At 60.3% G+C, this 18,711-nt stretch carries 19 protein-coding genes; 13 read left to right on the top strand and 6 right to left on the bottom strand.

The window, feature by feature from the left end:
* Window positions 1-26: 26 nt before the first annotated feature.
* Window positions 27-818: a creatininase family protein gene (locus tag AC1DPR_RS12835; RefSeq protein WP_025658912.1), complete on the bottom strand. Its 792-nt coding sequence runs from the start codon at window positions 816-818 to the stop codon at window positions 27-29.
* A 174-nt stretch (window positions 819-992) separates the two neighbouring features.
* Between AC1DPR_RS12835 and AC1DPR_RS12840 the strand changes: the two genes are divergently transcribed.
* The 3 genes from AC1DPR_RS12840 (at window position 993) to AC1DPR_RS12850 (ending at window position 3,616) form a co-directional block, all read left to right on the top strand.
* Window positions 993-1,505, top strand: coding sequence for a MarR family winged helix-turn-helix transcriptional regulator (locus AC1DPR_RS12840; protein WP_169682349.1), 513 nt, complete (start codon window positions 993-995; stop codon window positions 1,503-1,505).
* A gap of 121 nt (window positions 1,506-1,626) precedes the next feature.
* The gene (locus AC1DPR_RS12845; RefSeq protein ID WP_018856567.1) at window positions 1,627-2,649 is read left to right on the top strand and encodes a LacI family DNA-binding transcriptional regulator; all 1,023 of its coding nucleotides are present in this window, start codon (window positions 1,627-1,629) and stop codon (window positions 2,647-2,649) included.
* A 19-nt stretch (window positions 2,650-2,668) separates the two neighbouring features.
* Window positions 2,669-3,616 (top strand): 2-hydroxyacid dehydrogenase, encoded by a 948-nt coding sequence (locus AC1DPR_RS12850; protein WP_018856568.1) that lies wholly within the window; start codon window positions 2,669-2,671, stop codon window positions 3,614-3,616.
* A 74-nt stretch (window positions 3,617-3,690) separates the two neighbouring features.
* Here the strand turns inward: AC1DPR_RS12850 and AC1DPR_RS12855 are convergent, their stop codons facing one another.
* Window positions 3,691-4,062, bottom strand: a complete 372-nt coding sequence (locus tag AC1DPR_RS12855) for a COG4315 family predicted lipoprotein (RefSeq protein WP_477816435.1) — start codon at window positions 4,060-4,062, stop codon at window positions 3,691-3,693.
* Between the two features lie 292 nt (window positions 4,063-4,354).
* On the opposite strand from AC1DPR_RS12855, the gene AC1DPR_RS12860 reads away from it, so the two are divergent.
* Window positions 4,355-5,257, top strand: coding sequence for an adenylate/guanylate cyclase domain-containing protein (locus tag AC1DPR_RS12860; protein WP_477816436.1), 903 nt, complete (start codon window positions 4,355-4,357; stop codon window positions 5,255-5,257).
* A 122-nt stretch (window positions 5,258-5,379) separates the two neighbouring features.
* Window positions 5,380-6,054: a VOC family protein gene (locus AC1DPR_RS12865; RefSeq protein ID WP_477816437.1), complete on the top strand. Its 675-nt coding sequence runs from the start codon at window positions 5,380-5,382 to the stop codon at window positions 6,052-6,054.
* A 45-nt stretch (window positions 6,055-6,099) separates the two neighbouring features.
* Here AC1DPR_RS12865 and AC1DPR_RS12870 read toward each other — a convergent pair whose 3' ends face one another.
* Complete coding sequence (locus AC1DPR_RS12870; RefSeq protein ID WP_018856572.1) at window positions 6,100-6,879, bottom strand: gamma-glutamyl-gamma-aminobutyrate hydrolase family protein; 780 nt, start codon at window positions 6,877-6,879, stop codon at window positions 6,100-6,102.
* 298 nt (window positions 6,880-7,177) lie between these two features.
* Here AC1DPR_RS12870 and AC1DPR_RS12875 point away from each other — a divergent pair, with 298 nt between their 5' ends.
* Entirely contained in the window at window positions 7,178-8,287 is a 1,110-nt protein-coding gene (locus AC1DPR_RS12875) for a TRAP transporter substrate-binding protein (RefSeq protein ID WP_018856573.1), read from the top strand.
* Between the two features lie 59 nt (window positions 8,288-8,346).
* On the opposite strand, the gene AC1DPR_RS12880 is transcribed toward AC1DPR_RS12875, so the two are convergent.
* Together AC1DPR_RS12880 and AC1DPR_RS12885 are read right to left on the bottom strand one after the other, a co-directional pair.
* The gene (locus AC1DPR_RS12880; protein WP_477816438.1) at window positions 8,347-9,894 is read right to left on the bottom strand and encodes a TRAP transporter large permease; all 1,548 of its coding nucleotides are present in this window, start codon (window positions 9,892-9,894) and stop codon (window positions 8,347-8,349) included.
* 20 nt (window positions 9,895-9,914) lie between these two features.
* A complete protein-coding gene (locus AC1DPR_RS12885; RefSeq protein WP_018856575.1) occupies window positions 9,915-10,454 on the bottom strand; it encodes a TRAP transporter small permease subunit in 540 nt (179 codons plus the stop codon).
* Window positions 10,455-10,785: 331 nt separating this feature from the next.
* Here AC1DPR_RS12885 and AC1DPR_RS12890 point away from each other — a divergent pair, with 331 nt between their 5' ends.
* The 7 genes from AC1DPR_RS12890 (at window position 10,786) to AC1DPR_RS12920 (ending at window position 18,154) form a co-directional block, all read left to right on the top strand.
* Entirely contained in the window at window positions 10,786-13,089 is a 2,304-nt protein-coding gene (locus AC1DPR_RS12890; RefSeq protein WP_026371718.1) for a putative bifunctional diguanylate cyclase/phosphodiesterase, read from the top strand.
* Window positions 13,090-13,251: 162 nt separating this feature from the next.
* Complete coding sequence (locus tag AC1DPR_RS12895; RefSeq protein ID WP_477816439.1) at window positions 13,252-14,004, top strand: N-acyl amino acid synthase FeeM domain-containing protein; 753 nt, start codon at window positions 13,252-13,254, stop codon at window positions 14,002-14,004.
* A 178-nt stretch (window positions 14,005-14,182) separates the two neighbouring features.
* A complete protein-coding gene (locus AC1DPR_RS12900) occupies window positions 14,183-14,407 on the top strand; it encodes an aa3-type cytochrome c oxidase subunit IV (protein ID WP_018856578.1) in 225 nt (74 codons plus the stop codon).
* A 96-nt stretch (window positions 14,408-14,503) separates the two neighbouring features.
* The gene (locus tag AC1DPR_RS12905; protein ID WP_018856579.1) at window positions 14,504-15,649 is read left to right on the top strand and encodes a Re/Si-specific NAD(P)(+) transhydrogenase subunit alpha; all 1,146 of its coding nucleotides are present in this window, start codon (window positions 14,504-14,506) and stop codon (window positions 15,647-15,649) included.
* Entirely contained in the window at window positions 15,649-16,047 is a 399-nt protein-coding gene (locus AC1DPR_RS12910) for a proton-translocating transhydrogenase family protein (RefSeq protein ID WP_018856580.1), read from the top strand. Before AC1DPR_RS12905 ends, AC1DPR_RS12910 begins: the two co-directional genes overlap by 1 nt.
* A 7-nt stretch (window positions 16,048-16,054) precedes the next feature.
* Window positions 16,055-17,449 carry an NAD(P)(+) transhydrogenase (Re/Si-specific) subunit beta gene (locus AC1DPR_RS12915; RefSeq protein WP_018856581.1) on the top strand — a complete coding sequence of 465 codons (1,395 nt, stop codon included), beginning with the start codon at window positions 16,055-16,057 and terminating at the stop codon, window positions 17,447-17,449.
* An 81-nt stretch (window positions 17,450-17,530) separates the two neighbouring features.
* Window positions 17,531-18,154, top strand: a complete 624-nt coding sequence (locus AC1DPR_RS12920; protein ID WP_018856582.1) for a LysE family translocator — start codon at window positions 17,531-17,533, stop codon at window positions 18,152-18,154.
* A 51-nt stretch (window positions 18,155-18,205) separates the two neighbouring features.
* On the opposite strand, the gene AC1DPR_RS12925 is transcribed toward AC1DPR_RS12920, so the two are convergent.
* Window positions 18,206-18,688, bottom strand: coding sequence for a DUF992 domain-containing protein (locus tag AC1DPR_RS12925; RefSeq protein WP_018856583.1), 483 nt, complete (start codon window positions 18,686-18,688; stop codon window positions 18,206-18,208).
* Window positions 18,689-18,711: the final 23 nt, after the last annotated feature.

The following is an 18,711-nucleotide window of genomic DNA, read 5'->3' on the forward strand; positions in this document are numbered from 1 at the left end:
AAGATCACATCGCACCGGCGATGGTTTCAATCGAGCTCCGCCGCGTCGAATGCATCGACGTCCTGCAGCAGTTCGGCCAGCCCCCTCACGGACTGCGCAATCAGCGCCTCGCCCTTCTCCGCCGTCGCCAGCGACGCGTTGCCCGCCACGCCCGATGGGCTAAGGTCAGACATTTTCCATCCGAAGGCATGCGGGCCATAGGCACGCAGATGCTTGAAGCGGGCAGCGAAATCCGACTGTCGGGACGGGAAGTCTGCAGCCTTGGTCATGTCGACCTTATCCGGGTGAAGTGCCAGCATCACCGACGTCTCGATGTCGCCGCCGTGGATGTCGATCGCCTTTGCCTCGGGCGAGATGACATCGGCGGGAACGCCGAAGCGCGTCCAACTCGTGGCGACGGCGAGCATGTTGAACCGGACGCGGGCCTCCGTCGCAACGATCGTCATCAGCGGTGAGTTGCCGCCATGGGCATTCAACATCACCAACTTGCGAATGCCCATGTCCGAGAGCCTCCGGGCAATGCCGAGCCAGCGTTGGATGGCCTCTCCATATGTCAGCGTTTGCGTACCCTTCACGTCCATGTGCTCGATCGAATAGCCGACTGTTTCTGTCGGCAGAAACGTGACCGGCGAGGCGGCGGGAATTGCAGCCTTGAGCCGGGCAACGATGCCGGCTGCAATCAATGCGTCGGTGTCGAAGGGCAGGTGAGGTCCGTGTTGCTCGTGGGCGCCAAGCGGCAGGATTGCGATCCACCGACTGCGGTCCGAGGGGGAGAGATTCGGATCGTTGTGTTCGAAGTCGCGAGAAGGCACATTCATCCGGCTAAGCCCTCTTGTTTATGACGAGATGATGCGCAATGTGATAGCGCAGCGTTCTCAATGCTTATCGCATAAGCCCTTAAACCAAAATCGATTTAGGGGAGATGATTATGAATGTTCCGGCTCCCTTGCAAGGCGAGGGATGCGCAACACGGCAAAGTCAAAGGAATCGCGATGGGGAAGAAGCACAAGGACGGTAAGAAGCAGAAATCCAAGAAGAAGGACCAGACCGAATATACGGTTGTAGATCTTTCGCCGGCTTTGACACAGGCGGCCCGCTCGATGCGCACCGTGCTGTCTCGCAACCTGCTTGAAAGCGGTCTCTATGCCGGCCAGGACGGCGTGATTTTGCTGCTCGCGGAAACCGACGGGATGACGGCAGGCGGGTTGGCACAGAAGCTCGGCGTCAAGGCGCCAACCATGACGCGCACGATCGGGCGCATGGAAGCCCAAGGCTTCCTCGAACGCAAGCCGGATGCCGACGATGCCCGCCTGACCAAGGTCTATCTGACTGAACTCGGTCGCGGCAGCGTCCAGGCAATCGAAATGGCGTCCTCGGCGTGCGACAGCATGGCCACCCAGGAGTTCTCCGAGAAGGAAATTCGCAATCTTGTCCGTCTGTTGAAGGCAATCGACGGCAACTTGCAGTCCGCCGCCATCCCTCTCGATGAGCCTGAGGAAATCTGACAGATTTGTGAAATTACGAATTGCTTCGTTGCGTTTAATCTTTTAATTAAACATTTTAATAGTGCTCGATTCTTGAAATGGTTGGGCGCAAGGACAACCGCGCGTTGCCTGGGGAGGACACGTGGCTCAAAAGATAAAGCTTTCGACGATCGCCGAAACGCTCGGCATTTCCACAGCAACCGTATCTCTTGCCTTACGTGACAGCCCGCTCGTGGCTGGTGCCACCCGGGACAAAATCAAGGAACAGGCCCGCGCACTTGGCTATATCTATAACCGCCGCGCCGCCAGCCTGCGTACGTCCCGCTCTGGCATCATCGGTGTCGTCGTCCACGACATCATGAACCCGTTCTATGGCGAAATCCTGAAGGCGATCGAAAGCGAGCTCGATCGCAGTCGGCACACCTTCATTCTGTCGAACCATTACGACTCCGTCGAAAAGCAGCGCACCTTCATCGAAACGCTGCTGCAGCTCGGTGGGGACGGTGTCATAATGTCCCCGGCGATCGGTACGCCGCCGGAGGATATGCAGCTTGCGGAAGACAACGGCATGCCGGCGATCCTGGTGGCCCGCTCGCTGGACGGATTGGACCTTCCGACCTATCGCGGCGACGACAGCTACGGCATTTCGCTCGCCACCAACCATTTGATCGGCCTTGGCCATCGCTCGATCGCCATGATCGGCGGTACCGACCAGACGTCGACGGGACGCGATCGCTATCAGGGCTACGTCAATGCGCTGCGCAAGGCCGGCATCGACGTTGATCCGGGTCTACGCATTCCCGGTCCGCGCTCGATGCAGGGTGGTTTCGAAGCGGCAGTGCATTTCCTGTCGCTGCCGCAAAAGCCGACGGCGGCGGTCTGCTGGAACGATCTCGTCGCGATCGGCCTGATGAACGGCATTTCCCGCGCCGGTCTCGTTCCCGGCAAGGACATTTCCGTCACCGGCTATGACGACCTCGAGGAAGCGTCAATATCGATGCCGGCGCTGACCACCGTCTGGAATGGCCAGGCGGAAGTCGGACGCCTTGCTGCCCGCGCGCTTCTCGATCGCCTGGCGGGCAGCCACGAGCCCGACGGCATCCATCTGATCAAGCCCGAGATGCGCATCCGCCAGTCGACCAGCCCCTACCGACCGCGCCCGTAGCAAGCCAAGAGGAAGTGCCATGTCCCGCATCGCCGTTCTCGTTCCCGGGAAGATACACGAACGCGTCCTGACGCGCCTGAAGGAGAGCTTCGACGTTGTCGAAGCCAATCCCTCGACGCTTGACGCGGAGGCCGCTGGAAAGATTCGCGGTGTCGCCGTTTCCGGCACATTTGATTCGGCAGCAATCGACAGTCTTCCGAAGGTCGAACTGATCTCCAGCTTCGGTGTCGGCTATGACGGCGTCGATGCCAAGCATGCGGCAACCAAGGGTATCATCGTCACGAACACGCCCGATGTGCTGAACGACGAGGTCGCCGATACGGCGATCGGACTGCTCCTCAACGCGGTGCGAGAGCTTCCTCGTGCCGAGAACTGGCTGCGGGCCGGCAACTGGAAGCCCGGGCAGAACTATCCGCTGTCGCGCTTCTCCCTGAAGGGGCGGCATGTCGGGATCTATGGCCTTGGCCGCATCGGCCAGGAGATCGCCAAGCGCCTGGAACCGTTCAAGGTGAAGATCAGTTATCATACTCGCACGCGCCATGCCACCGCGCCCTATGGCTACTACCCGTCGCTGAAGGACCTTGCGGAAGCCGTCGACACGCTGATCTCCATCGTCCCGAAGACGCAGCAGACGCACAAGACGATCAATGCCGACATTCTTTCGGCGCTCGGCCCCGACGGCGTGTTCATCAATGTCGGGCGCGGGTGGACTGTTGACGAAGAAGCGCTTGCAGCGGCACTGAAGGCGGGAACGATCGGCGCGGCCGGCCTCGACGTCTTCTACAACGAACCGAACGTGCCGGCTTCGCTGCTCGATCTTCCGAACGCCGTGCTCCTGCCGCACCTCGCCTCAGGCTCGGTGCCGACGCGCAATGCGATGGCGGATCTGGTGGTTGACAATCTCGTTGAGTGGTTCGGGAAGGGCCGGCCGCTGACGCCAGTTCCGGAAACACCAGCGAAGGGCTGATTATCTCAATCTCGGGCCGGGATGAGGCGCGCACGCGGACAGACCGTCGGCCTCACCCCAGTCTACTGTGCTGGCTACTTGGCGACGTGCCAGACGCCGCCGACGCCATCGCCTGTCATATCGCCGGGCTTCTTGTCTCCGGCGAACGTGTAAAGTGGCTTACCTTCGTATGCCCACATTTCCTTGCCGTCGGCCGCCTTGACGAGTGTCCATTCGCCTTCGGCCTTGGCCTTGGCGGCGGCGTGGAAGGCTGGCCACTTCTTCAGGCAAGCCTCGTCGCAGTTCGATTCGCCCATGGCGTCCTTGTCGAACGTGTAGAGCGTCATGCCTTTGGCGTTTGCCAGGATCTTGCCCATCTTCGTATCGACCATTTTGGCCGGTTCCGCCGCAAACGCCGCAAAGGCGGTTGCAGCCAACAGGCCGGCAGAGACGATCAGCGTTTTCATGGTTACCTCCTGTTCAGGAGTGCCAGCGGGATGCTGGTAGCGCCCGATGTGAGCAAGAAACGTTCCTGCGACTTGGCGGTTCCATGGTCTCGCTGACAGCGGTGCGCATTCGGATTTGTTTTACTCGATCGCACGCAACGCGCATCTTTCTGCTGGAAGCGCCCAGGGCATTGTTCGCGTATGCGTTGAAAAGTGTGGTCAGCTATTGCAGAACTTTCGAATGGGGAAATCTCCCTATCAGATGGCTGCTGCTGCAAACTGTCTTGCCAAACCCAGGGTGGATCGCAATCCGATGAATGAAATGCGACGCAAGCTGACGACCATCTTCTCGGCCGATGTCCAGGACTATACGCGGCTGATGGGCGCCGACGAGGAGGGTACCCTTGCCATGCTGAAGTGGTCGCGCGATGCGATGTCGCGGCTGATCGGCGCGCATGGCGGTCGGGTGATCAATACCTGGGGCGACGGCCTAATCGCGGAATTTCCGAGCGTCGTCGAAGCGGTGCGCGCTGCCATCGATGTCCAGAACGAACTCGTCGGAATAAACGCCGCCCGGCCGGCGGAAGGACGCATGCTCTATCGGATCGGCATCAATCTCGGCGATGTCATCGCCGAGGGTGACGACCTCTACGGCGACGGCGTCAATATCGCCGCCAGGCTTCAGGCTTCCGCAGCAGCGGGCGGCATCGTGATCTCCAACACAGTCTACGACCAGGTCCGCAACAAGGTCGCCGTCGGCTTCGATTTTCTCGGGCCACTGACGGTGAAGAACGTTAGCGAGGCCGTGCCGAGCTATGCTGTGCGGATCGGAGACGACGTGTCCACGACGCCCGCACCACCCGCTCGCCCGTTGCCGGCGGCTGCGGCGCCTGCGCCGGGGCGCCCCCTTGCACCGAGGGTGCGGAAGATTGGCGGGGTGTTCGCGGTTGTCGCGATCGCGTTGGTCGTGATCAATCTTTTGACGTGGCAGGGCGAGTTCTGGGCCGTCTGGCCGCTCCTCGGCCTTGCCTTCGTCGCTGCGATGGCCTGGAACCGGAATCAGAGCCGCTTCGACCAGCGTCTTGCCGGCTTGGCCGCTATCGGCATTGGTATCGTTATCATCAACTTGCTGACATGGCACGGGGTGTTCTGGGCGATGTGGCCGCTGCTGGGCCTGGCGGTCGCCGTCGGCCTGCGGTGGGCGATGCGAAGGTAAACGCAGGAGCTCCTATCCGCCGTGCTCGGATGGGACAAATTGATTCGACTGCCTGCGGTCGCTGTGATCCACTCGCCAAGTTTTATTGCCAATCTCGAAGTATCCAAACCAGGGAGCTGAACATGGGCAATACCTCTGTGCACAGCGAGACTGCGGCCAGGACCGCGGCAATGCGGACGGCCGCCATGAAGCTCGAGGTCATCGTCATCCCGGTCTCGGACGTCGACCGTGCCAAGCAGTTTTACAGCAATCTCGGTTGGCGGTTGGATGCCGATTTCGTCACGGGCGACGACTTCAGGGTCATTCAATTCACGCCTCCGGGCTCGCCCTGCTCCGTCATCTTCGGCAAGAACGTGACGGCGGCCGTGCCCGGCACGGCGCAGGGCCTCCATCTGATCGTTTCCGATGTCGAAGCCGCTCGTGCCGAGCTCGCCGAACGCGGCGTCGCGCTGAGTGATGTCTTCCACGATGCCGGTGGCGTCTTCCATCATGCCGGCGAAAATGCACGCGTGAGAGGTCCGCATCCCCAGCGCAAGAGCTACGGCTCGTTTGCTTCATTCAGCGATCCGGATGGAAACGGCTGGCTGTTTCAGGAGATCACGACCCGACTGCCTCGGCGCATAGATGCTGATGAAACGATGTATTCGTCTGCCAGCGATCTCGCCGCGGCCTTGCGCCGTGCGGAAGCCGCTCATGGAGAACATGAGAAGCGCATCGGCAAGCGCGATGAAGACTGGCCGACCTGGTATGCGGAATACATGGTTCGCGAACAGGCGGGCAAGCCGCTGTCATCGTAGGTTTTCACCGTGCAGCCATAAAGGGCCGCGCAACTGGCAGGCCAATCAGGCGGGGGTTTTTTCCGCCGCCTTGGCGAGCTTGCCTGCCGCGTAATCCCTGACCGCATCGCCGAAAGCAGAGAAGATCTGGTTGGACGGCTTGTCGGTCTCGGCCCAGTACTCCGGGTGCCACTGGACGCCGACCGCAAAGGCCGGGGCATCGATCACGGACACGGCCTCGATCGTGCCGTCCTCGGCGACGGCCTCGACCTGCAGGCGCGGCGCGGTCTTGGCGATCGCCTGGCGATGCAGTGAGTTCACCCTGATCTCGCCGGGGCCGACGATACCTGCGATGCAGGAGCCTTCCTTGACGAAGACGCTTTGGCGGATCGCGTACTTGCCGTCACGGTCTACCTCGGCCGGGGTGCGATGATCCCATATGCCTGGCTGGTCCTGGATTTCGCTGGCAAGCGTGCCGCCCATTGCGACGTTGAGTTCCTGAATGCCGCGGCAGATTGCGAGCAAGGGAATGGCGCGGTCGATGGCACGGCGGATCAACGGCAGAGCGGTGGCGTCACGGGCGATATCGAAGGGGCCGTCGGCATCGGTCGCCGTTGCCCCATAGTAAGACGGGTGGACGTTGCTGGCCGAACCGGAGACGAGAACGCCATCGACGCGGTCGAGAATCGCGTCGGTTCCGTATCCTTCCTCGAAGGCCGGAATGATGAAGGCCATGACACCGGCGGCATTGAGTGCCGCGCGCACATACTGATGCTGGACGGCGTGCCATGTGGCACCGTCGAAGGTGCGGATATCGGCAGGAACGGCGACGATCGGCTTCGTCATTTTAACCCCGGTCGGAAGATGGAATTGGTGTATTGAGAGAGCCGAGAACGGCCCGGAAGTCAACGTCTCGGCGCAATCGCGGGCGGAATTACGGCAGTCGTGGCCGCCGGCTCCGGCAAATTACCGCTAACCTGCTGATTCTCATGGAAATGCACTTCGCCGCCATATTGCCGTTGTGATGCCAAAGACTAATGGCACAGTGCTTGAAACACGGTCGCCACCGTGCTTAGCTTCCCGCCATTGCTGCGGGTAGAGACGAGGGTTCGCCTCGCAGTGCCATCTATACGGGAGGTTTTTGATGGATCGTCGTTCATTCATGAAGAAGGCAGGAACCGCCGGCGCCGGCGCCGTTGCTGCTGCGGGTGCACTGGCAGCACCCGCCATTGCACAAGAGAACCCTAAAATTTCGTGGCGCATGACGTCGTCGTTCCCGAAGAGCCTCGATACGATCTATGGCGCTGCGGATGACATTGCCAAGCACCTTGCCGCGGCAACCGACGGCAACTTCACCATTCAGCCTTTTGCGGCCGGCGAAATCATTCCGGGCCTGCAGGCCGCCGATGCCGTCAGCGCCGGCACGGTCGAGGCCGCGCACACGTGCTCCTATTACTTTGTTGGCAAGGATCCGACTTACGCGATCGGCACTGCCATTCCATTCGGTCTGAACGGACGCCTGACCAATGCCTGGTTCTACGAAGGCAACGGCAACACGCTGATGAATGAGTTTTACGCCACGCAGGGCATCTATGGCCTGCCGGCCGGCAACACGGGCGCCCAGATGGGCGGCTGGTTCCGGAAGGAGATCAATACGCTTGACGACTTGAAGGGCGTCAAGATGCGTATTGCCGGTCTTGCCGGCCAGGTCATCAGCAAGGTTGGCGTCATTCCGCAGCAGATCGCCGGCGGCGATATTTATCCGGCCCTTGAAAAGGGCACGATCGACGCTTCAGAATTCGTCGGTCCCTATGACGACCTGAAGCTCGGCCTGCACAAGGTCGCGAAGTACTACTATTACCCCGGCTGGTGGGAAGGCGGCCCGACGGTCCACGCCTTCTTCAACCTCGAAAAGTGGAACAGCCTGCCTAAGCACTATCAGGCGGCACTGACCGATGCCTGCGCCTTTGCCAACACAAACATGATGGCAAAGTACGATGTGAAGAACCCCACGGCACTCAAGCAGTTGGTGGCGGAGGGCGCCACGCTTCGTCCCTTCAGCCAGGAAATCATGGAAGCCTGCTTCCAGGCTGCCCTCGGGATCTACGCCGAGATTTCGGCCTCGAACCCGTATTTCAAGAAGATCTACGAGGATCAGACCGCGTTCAAGCGCGATGCGTATCTCTGGGCGCAGCTGTCGGAGTACACCTTCGACACGTTCATGATGATCCAGCAGCGCGCCGGCAAGATTTGACCGACAGTCCGGTTCGGACAAAGAAAAAGCCCCGGATTTTGGTCCGGGGCTTTTTGTTGTCAGTTTATCTTCGGGGGCTGGCTGAGGTCCGTTGCAGGCGGCGCGGGCGTTGCGGGTGCCGGCGCGGGCGGCTGGCCGGGCAGGCCGTTCATCGGCGGCAAGCTCAGTCCGGGCATTTGCGGTGGGCCGCCGCCCGGGGCTCCCAGCGGGGGCAGCGACAAGCCGTTGCCGCCGAAGCCCGGCACTTCGATCTTGATCGAGTTCGGATCGACTTTCGGTCCCTTGTCCAGCCAATACGTTACCGATTGTGGCCAGAAGATCACGATCGCGACGAGGACCAGCTGCATGCAGACCCAGGGCAGGGCGCCCATGTAGATGTCCGACGTCTTGACGCTGCGATCGGCAATGGAGCGCAGGTAGAAAAGCGCGAAGCCGAAGGGCGGGTGCATGAAGCTCGTCTGCATGTTGACGCAGATCAGCACGCCGAACCAGATCAGGTCGATGCCGAGGGCTGAGGCGACCGGCGCCAGCATCGGAATGACGATGAAGGCGATCTCGAAGAAATCGAGGAAGAAGGCCAGCACGAAGATGAAGATGTTGACGAAGATCAGGAAGCCGACCGGGCCGCCGGGGATGCCCGACAGCATGTGTTCGATCCAGCGCGAGCCGTCCATGCCTTGGAAGACCAGGCTGAAACAGGTCGAGCCGATCAGGATCATCACCACCATCGAGGTGATGTGCATGGTGGAGCGCATGGCCTCCTGCATCAGCGGCCAGGTGAGGCGGCGGTGCATGGCGGCAAGCACCATTGCGCCGACAACACCGAGCGCACCGGCTTCGGTGGGGGTTGCGAGCCCCATGAAGATCGTGCCGAGAACCAGGAAGATCAGCACGATCGACGGGATCATCCCGGACAATACCCGCAGGAGCAGCGCCCAGTTGAAGTCGCCCCGCACTTCTTTCGGCAGCGGCGGCATAGAGGCCGGCTTCAGGATCGACAGGATCAGGATATAGCCCATGAAGATCGCGACCTGCAGGATCGAGGGGCCGATGGCGCCGAGATACATGTCGCCGACCGATTTGCCGAGCTGGTCGGCAAGGACGACCAGCACCAGGGACGGCGGAATGACCTGGGTAATGGTGCCGGAGGCGGCAATGACGCCGGTGGCCAGCCTCGGGCTGTAGCCGTAACGCAGCATGATCGGCAGCGAGATTACGCCCATGGTGATGACGGATGCCGCAACGGTGCCGGTGATGGCGCCAAGCACGGCGCCGACGAGGATTACCGCGTAGGCAAGGCCGCCGGGAACGCGGCCGAACAGCTTGCCTGTTCCCTCGAGCAGATCTTCAGCCAGTCCGCAGCGCTCCAGTATGGCGCCCATGAAGGTGAAGAAGGGGATGGCGAGCAGCAGGTCGTTGGAAACGATCCCGAAGAAGCGCAGCGGCAGGGCCTGCAGGAAGGCCTCGGCGAAATGTCCCGTGGCGATGCCGATGATGCCGAAGAACAGGCCGACGGCAGCCAGCGAAAAGGCGACCGGAAAGCCGTAGAGCATGAATAGAACCATGCCCACGAACATCGCCGGCGGAATAATGCCGAAATCAAACAATGGTGTTCCTCCGGTCCGGCTTACTGCAGCGGTTTTTCGTATTTCGTATCGATCAGGATGTAGCCGGTCAGGGCGGCGATCCGCTTGATCAACTCGGAGATCCCCTGAAGCGACAGCAGCCCGAAGCCGAGAACGAGGATGAACTTGACCGGCCAGCGGATCAGGCCGCCGGCATTGGCAGAGATCTCATGCTGTTGGTAAGAGGACAGGAAAAAGGGCCAGCAGAGCCAGGTCAGGAAGATGCAGGCCGGGATCAGGAAGACGATGAGGCCGATGATATCGATCCAGATCCTCGCTTTGTCGGAAACGGAGCCGTAGATGAGGTCGACGCGTACATGTTCGTTCATACGCAGCGTGTGTGCTGCACCGAGCACAACGATGAAGGCAAAGAGATACCATTGGATCTCGAGCCAGCCGTTGGAGCTATAGTTGAACGAGTAACGGATGAGTGCATTGGCGGCGCTGATCAGGCAGCAGAGCAGCACCATGTATTCGGACAGTTTGCCCATGAATTGGCTGACCGCATCGATCAGCCGGCTGACCGTCAGCAAAGCCGGCATGCCTTTCCCCCTTTTTATCGTGCCTGTTTCGACACGTTCTCCTCTCTGGATTGGTAGACTAGGGTGTTTCAAATTGGAAGATTAAAGGGGGCGTGTTGGAATATAGTCTTATGCGAAGCGCACGCCGCAGGCACTGCCGACGACTCCCTGGCACTGCCGACAATCGAGCATGGCAGGCCCGGAATCAAAGATCTCCTTGTAGCTGCGTAAACCTTTATGAAACCAGGATTTTCGCGTTATGGTTTTAAAAAATTCAACCAAATCTATGGTTTGGACGAAATCAATTTTTAAAGGGTTCGCAGTAAGGTCTCGCCGCACAGGAAAAGCATGGATGAAGCCACATAACCCGGGCAGGGTTCCAACGGATGTGTATCTGTCGTTTGTGAGTTCCCTTTCTGGGAACCGCATGACGTTGCTCGTCGGTGTTATCGTTCACGCGGCGACTTGCCTCGCAATCGCCGCCAAGACGCAGTCTTTCCTGTATCTCATCCTCGCCGCTGCCTTCGTCCTTGTGTTCGGCGGACGCATGGCGATCTTCTGGCAGTTCGATCGCGTCGACAAAGAAAGACTCTCGTACGCCGGAATCCAGCATTGGGAGCGAATTCTCGTGGCCGGCGCTGCCGGCACCACGACACTCCTGGGCATTGCCAGCGGTTATGCCATATTCTTCTTGGGCGATGGTTTTGCGGAGCTCGCCTGCATTGCCGTGACCATGGCCACCATGGTTTCCGTCGTCGGCCGCAACTACGGTTCGCGCATGGCGATCGACCTGCAGACCTTCTCTTGTTGCCTGCCGATGATCATCTGCAGCCTGATGGCGCTGGACTTCTATCGTGGAATCCTGTCGATTTTTCTCATCCCATTCTGGCTGACGACACGGGCGATGGCCAACGGGGTGCGCGAGTTTCTCTACGAGAATGTCATTGCGCGCCGGGAAATCACCGTGATCGCCGACCGTTTCGATACAGCGCTCAATAACATGCCGCATGGCCTCGTCATGGTCGATCCCGAAAACCGTATCCAGGTGATCAACCGCAAGGCCTGCGAACTTCTGAAGATCGGCGACCCCGAGCGCTTGAAGGAGCGCGACCTCAGCGCGGTCCTGCGTTACGGCGCCCGCTACAGCTTTATGGATTCCACGCAGCCGGAGCTCATCCTCCGCCAGATGACCCAGGTCGCCGATGGCAAGCTGTCACGCATGCTCATCCATTTTCCCGAGGATCTGTCGCTTGAATTCTCCGCAAGCCGCCGGCCTGATGGCGGCGCGGTGCTGATCTTCGAAGACGTGTCCAGCCGCGTGAAGGCAGAGCAGAAGATCTTGCACATGGTTCGATTCGATGCTCTGACCGGGTTGCCGAACCGCGAGTATTTCAGCCATCTCGTGCAGGACTATCTGAACAAGCACCCGAAAAAACGCGGGCCTGTTGCGTTCATGGTGCTTGATATCGACGAGTTCAAACACGTCAACGACATGCGCGGCCATATCACCGGCGACCATCTTCTCTGCGCTATCGCCAACCGCATCGAGGAGCAGGCGCGCAAGGCCATCGTCGGCCGTCTGATGGGTGACCAGTTCATCCTGTTCTTCCCGCATGCGAAGGATATGGAAGCGCTGGACGCAGAAGTTCGTCGTTTGCATGCTGCCATCCAAGGCAACTACGAAGCCGATGACGTGACCTTCTTGGTTTCGCTGAGCGGTGGCTTTGCGCTTCTTGAAAGCGATGCCTTCGCGATGGAAGAGTGGAGCATCAAAGCCGACCTGGCATTGTTCGAAAGCAAGTCGAAACAGCGCGGCGGTATTGCAAGCTTCGAGCGCGAGATGGATGGCCGCTACATCGAGCAGCAGAAGCTCAAGGCCGATCTGCGCGAAGCGGTCGGGATGCAGGGGCTCAGCATTGCCTACCAGCCGATGTTCAAGGCCGACGGCTCGCGTATTGAATGCGCCGAAGCGCTTGCTCGCTGGGTGCATCCGGAAAAGGGTGCCATTCCGCCCGACGTGTTCATCCGCCTGGCGGAAGAGATGGGCATCATCTCGGACATCACACGCTTCATCCTGATGAAGGCCTGCGCAGATTGTATGACTTGGCCCGAGCATATCGCGGTCTCGGTGAACCTTTCCGCCAGAGATCTGCGGGATGCAGACATTCTTTCCGCGGTTTCCGAAGCACTGAGCGCCTCGGGTCTGGGGCCCGAGCGACTGCATCTCGAAATCACCGAGAGTTGCTTGATCGACGAGCCGGCCGCTGTGCGCGCCATCCTGGCGGACCTGCGGGCGCGCGGCATCACGATCGCCATCGATGATTTCGGCACGGGTTTCTCGAGCCTCAGTTACCTCGACACGCTTCCGCTTGATATCGTCAAGATCGACCGGTCCTTCCTGCGAAACATCGTCGAGGACGACCGCCGCCTCAAACTGCTGCGCGGTACCGTCAATCTGGCGCGTGAACTTGGCCTCAAGATCGTCACCGAAGGTGTAGAGACGACCGAGCAGTTGGCCCTTCTCAACAAGTATCGTGCGACCGATCTCGTGCAGGGCTATGTTTTCTCGCCGGCCGTTCCGGCGCAAAATATCGCGATCCTTTCGCAGAGCCTTGCGGGCGGCCCCACCCCGCGCCGCCGCCCTAAGGTAGCCTGAATCTCAAATTTTCAGCTTGTGGAAGCGGCCCATGCCGCTCCGTTCCCTGGCGAACGCCGTTAACCTTAACAATTCAAATATAACGCAAATTATCGTTGGTTCCTTGCCGTCGGCTGTTTTTTCGGATGATTAATGAATTATTAACCGATCAGCCGAGGAACCATGGTGGATACTCCTGTAACAACGAGCGATTTCAGTAATAAGCTTCTTGAAATTCTAGATCATATTGAATACCGCCGCATGGAAAGCAGCGAGGACATGATCGAGGTGGAGCGCCTGCGCTACAAGGCTTACAAGGCCCATGACGTGCTGGCACTGGCTCCGAAGGGACTGTTGGACGCGACCGATTTCGACAGTCACGCGCATGTCTTCGGTATTTATTATTACGGCGAGTTGGTCAGCACGATACGGCTCCATTATGTTACACCTGAGCATCGCGTCAGCCAGTCCGCGGGTGCCTTTCCGTGGGCGATGGACGCGCTGCTCGATGCCGGGCTGACACTGATCGATCCGGCGCGGTTTGCCGCCGATCCTGATCTGACGGCCGATCTGCCTTGGATTCCCTATCTGACGTTGAGACCCAGTATCGTCGCGGCCGCATACTTCCGCGCGGACCGCGTCCTTCAGTTCTGCCGGCCTCCGCATGCCGCATTCTACAAGCGGGTCTTCTATGCCGATACGATCGTGCCCGGTCAGCTGGCAAAGAACTACGGAATCGACATGACGTTGATGGCAACGAACGTGATTGAAGTGGGGCGCAAGCTGCTGACGCGCTATCCGTTCTTTATCTCCAGCGCCAGCGAACAGCGCATGATGTTCTCGCGCATTCCGGAGGACACGCTGCCGCCCCTCACGATCATCCCCACAGCTCGCTTCGTGCCGAACGGTCAGCTTGGGACGGATCTCCCCCTCTGATCTGCGATGCATCGCGAAATGGAGAGTGTCGCACCAACTGCGGCATTCTCCTGCATTGCGCTTTTCCCAGGCTTTGTGTAATGCCTGACAAGGGAATTTCCAGGCGCAAGCCTTGGGAAATAATGGCATTCGTGGCCGCGTCTCAAACCGGCCAGGCATTTTGAGGGAGACGATATTCATGGCTGAGCATCACACCGGACCTGCAGAAGTCGGCGCGCCGATGGACTATAAGGAACACGAGCAGACCTACCTCATGTTCCTTGCCGCTGCTAAGTACGGCACGCTGTTTCTCGTCGCTCTCCTGCTTGGCATGACGGCTGGCTTCTTCACCGGTGCTGGCTTCCTCGGCGGCCTCGTTGTCCTGCTAATCGTCTTCATCGCCGGCCTCGTTCTGCTGCGTTAAGCGCGGCGCGGGGAGGGCGCTTTTCCAAGCTTTGACTGAATGTTCGGGCTGAGCAGGGGGACCTGCGGCAGGCTGGCTGACCCGGAGGAGGGGCGGTTGGGCAATATTGTTTTTGTGGCGAAGGAAACCACGGGGGATGAGACGCGCGTCGCTGCGTCCGTCGAGACCGTAAAGAAGATGATTGGGCTCGGTCTCGACGTCGTCGTCGAGTCCGGAGCGGGCACCAAGTCGAAAGTTCCGGATGCGGAATTCGAAGCGGTCGGCGCGCGGATTGGCTCGATCGGTGCGGCGGCGACCGCGGATGTGGTATTGAAGGTCCGTCGTCCGACGGACGAGGAGATCGGCGGCTACAAGGGGGGCGCGGTCGTCATCGCGGTCATGGATCCCTACGGCAATGACGAAGCGATCGCCGCCATGGCCAAGGCCGGGCTCTCCAGTTTCGCTATGGAGTTGATGCCGCGCATCACCCGAGCGCAGTCCATGGACGTTCTTTCCTCGCAGGCAAACCTCGCAGGCTATCAGGCGGTCATCGAAGCGGCTGCGGTTTATGACCGTGCCATGCCGATGATGATGACGGCGGCCGGCACCGTTCCCGCGGCCAAGGTCTTTGTCATGGGCGCTGGTGTTGCCGGCTTGCAGGCTATCGCCACGGCGCGCCGTCTCGGCGCCGCGGTGTCGGCGACCGACGTTCGCCCCGCGGCCAAGGAGCAGGTTGCCTCTCTGGGCGCCAAGTTCATCGCCGTCGAAGACGAAGAGTTCAAGGCGGCCGAAACGGCCGGCGGCTATGCCAAGGAAATGTCCAAGGAATACCAGGCGAAGCAGGCCGCCCTTGTGGCCGATCATATCGCCAAGCAGGACATCGTCATCACCACGGCCCTGATCCCGGGGCGTCCGGCTCCGAAGCTGGTCTCGCGTGAGATGCTGAAATCGATGAAGCCGGGTGCGGTTGCGGTCGACCTTGCCGTCGAGCGCGGCGGCAATATCGAAGGCGTCAAGCCGAACAAGGTCGCCGACGTCGACGGCGTGCGCGTCATCGGCTTTTCGAATATGGCCGGCAGGATCGCTGCCAGCGCCTCCCAGCTCTACGCCAAGAACCTCGTCACCTTCCTTGAGACCATGGTCAACAAGGAAACGAAGTCGGTCACGCTCAATCTCGAGGACGAACTGATCAAGGCGACGATGCTGACACATGCAGGCAATGTCGTGCACCCGGCGTTCGGCGCAAAGAAGGGGGATAACTGATGGCCAGTGAAGCAATGGACAAGGCGCTGGAGCAGTTGAACCAGGCCGTGAATGCCGTGGCGGCCGCGGCCGCCCATGCTCCAGAGGCGGCAAGTGCTGCAACCGGCGGTGCGATCGATCCCTTCGTGTTTCAGTTCGCGATCTTTGTGCTGGCGATCTTCGTCGGCTATTACGTCGTCTGGTCGGTGACGCCGGCGCTGCATACGCCGCTGATGGCGGTGACCAATGCGATCTCGTCAGTAATCGTTGTCGGTGCGCTTTTGGCGGTCGGCATTTCGACCAGCGGGCTTGCGACCGGCTTTGGCTTCATCGCCCTGGTCCTCGTCTCCGTGAACATCTTTGGCGGCTTCCTTGTCACCCAGCGCATGCTGGCGATGTACAAGAAGAAGGACAAGTGAGGACCGCATGAACAGTATCGCAGCCTTTCTCTATCTTGTTTCCGGCGTGCTTTTCATCCTGGCATTGCGCGGTCTTTCCCATCCGGCCACCAGCCGCAAGGGCAATCTTTACGGCATGACCGGCATGGGGATCGCGATCCTCACCACGTTGACGCTGGCGACACCCTCGTTCGGCGGGCTGGTGCTGATCGTCTTAGGTCTCGCCATCGGTGGCGGCGCGGGCGCCTATATCGCCCGCGTGATCCCGATGACCTCGATGCCGCAGCTGGTTGCAGGGTTCCACTCGCTGGTCGGCCTTGCCGCCGTGCTTGTGGCGGCCTCGGCGCTCTATACGCCGTCATCCTTCGGCATCGGCAATATCGGCGGCATTCACACCGAGGCGCGGATCGAAATGGCGCTCGGCGTTGCGATCGGCGCGCTGACCTTCACCGGCTCGATCATCGCTTTCCTGAAGCTCGACGGGCGCATGTCCGGCAAGCCGATCCTGCTGCCCTTCCGTCACCTGATCAACATCGCCCTGCTGGTGTTGATCGTGCTCTTCATCATCGGCCTCGCCGCAACGGAAAGCCATTTCGATTTCTGGGCGGTCGTCGCGCTGTCACTGGCACTCGGCGTACTGCTGATCGTGCCCATCGGCGGCGCCGACATGCCTGTCGTCGTGTCGATGCTCAATTCCTATTCGGGATGGGCGGCCGCCGGCATCGGCTTCACGCTTGGCAATCTGGCGCTGATCATCACCGGCGCGCTGGTCGGTTCGTCCGGTGCGATCCTCTCCTACATCATGTGCAAGGGCATGAACCGCTCCTTCGTTTCCGTCATCCTCGGCGGCTTCGGCGGCGAGACGGTCGCGGGCGGCGCGGATAATTCCGACAAGACGGTCAAGCTCGGTTCGGCCGAGGATGCCGCCTACCTGATGGCAAATGCCTCGAAGGTCATCATCGTGCCGGGTTACGGCATGGCGGTGGCGCAGGCGCAGCATGCGCTGCGCGAAATGGCCGACAATCTCAAGAAGAACGGCGTCGAGGTGAAATACGCGATCCATCCGGTCGCGGGCCGTATGCCGGGTCACATGAACGTGCTGCTTGCTGAAGCGAACGTGCCCTATGACGAGGTCTTCGAGCTTGAGGACATCAACTCGGAGTTCGCGCAGGCTGACGTCGCCTATGTCATCGGCGCCAACGACGTCACCAATCCGGCGGCGCGCGATGACAAGACCTCGCCGATCTACGGGATGCCGATCCTCGATGTCGACAAGGCCAAGACCTGCCTCTTCGTCAAGCGCTCGCTCGGCTCCGGTTACGCCGGTATCGACAATACGCTGTTCTACAAGGACGGTACGATGATGCTGCTCGGAGATGCCAAGAAGGTCACCGAAGAAATCAACAAGGCGATCGGCCACTGAAGCGTCGCCAGCATGCTTGATCTCGATTAAACTACAAGGGCGCGGACTTGGACCGCGCCCATTGTTTTGCACGGTGATGTCATGTCCCTCGAAACGCTGCTCCTCTACGTTCCCGCCTGTTTTGCGCTGAACATGGCGTTTGGTCCGAACAACCTGCTCTCGGTGACGATCGGTGCGCGCGCAGGAATGGGCATGGCAATTGCAGCCTCCGCCGGGCGCATCGTCGCCTTTGCGATCATGATCGCCATCACGGCCTTCGGTCTCGGCGCCCTCCTGATGGCTTCAGGCGTGGCCTTCTCGATCGTGAAGTGGCTGGGTGTCGCTTATCTGCTCTGGATTGGTTTCAAGCTGTTCCGCGCGAAGGTGGATGTGTCGGAACTGGCGGCTGCCCATCACCCTTCAACGTTCAGGGCGTATGTGCGGCAGGAGTTTCTTGTTGCGTCGAGCAACCCCAAGGCGATCCTGATCTTCACGGCTTTCTTGCCGCAGTTCGTCGAACGCAATGCCTACTGGCAGAGTTTCTTCACGCTCGGAGCAATCTTCCTGGTCTTGGAGGTCGGGGCGATCAGCATTTATGCCTTCGTCGGCTCGCGACTGCGTGGCGTCATGCGCAATGCCTGGGCGGTTCGCCTTGTCAATCGGATCAGCGGCTCGATGATGATGTTGTTCGGCGGCGCTCTTGCGCTGACGCATCGTTCCGCTTGACACGGAAAGGAGAGAGGCGGGTGCCTCTCTCCTCTTCGGCGCGACCTGAGATCAGGTGGCGGCCGGCGCCAGCGTCAGTTTCTCCACGCCGAGCGCGAGATTCAGGCCTTCCTGAGCCTGAACGTTCAACGGCTGGAGCATGAAGGATTGGTTGGTGCCGCCGGCAATGACCTTGGCACCAGCGCCGGCGCCGAAGCTTGCATCGACCCCTACGCCGTAATACTCACCGGCCAGCGCGTAATCGGGAATGTCGGTTCCGGTCTTGGCCAGAACCTGCCAGATCATCACAGTCTTGCCGGTCTGGCCGACATCCAATCCGAATTTCTGGATCGTTCCGGCATAGACGACCTTCGGGCCACCCTCCGCCGGCGTAAAGGTGCAGAGCAGGTTCTTCTGCGAGGTGACGATCAGTCCCTGACCACCCTGCGATCCGCAGACGAGCTGGCCGAGGGTGATGTAGTTTGCGGCACTTGCCGGGTTTGCGATGGCGGCTACTGCGGCAGCCGCCGCGGCAATCATCGTTTCCCTGAACATGGACTTCTCCTTTCGAGTAGCCT

Source organism: Rhizobium sp. 01T417, from assembly GCF_056398905.1.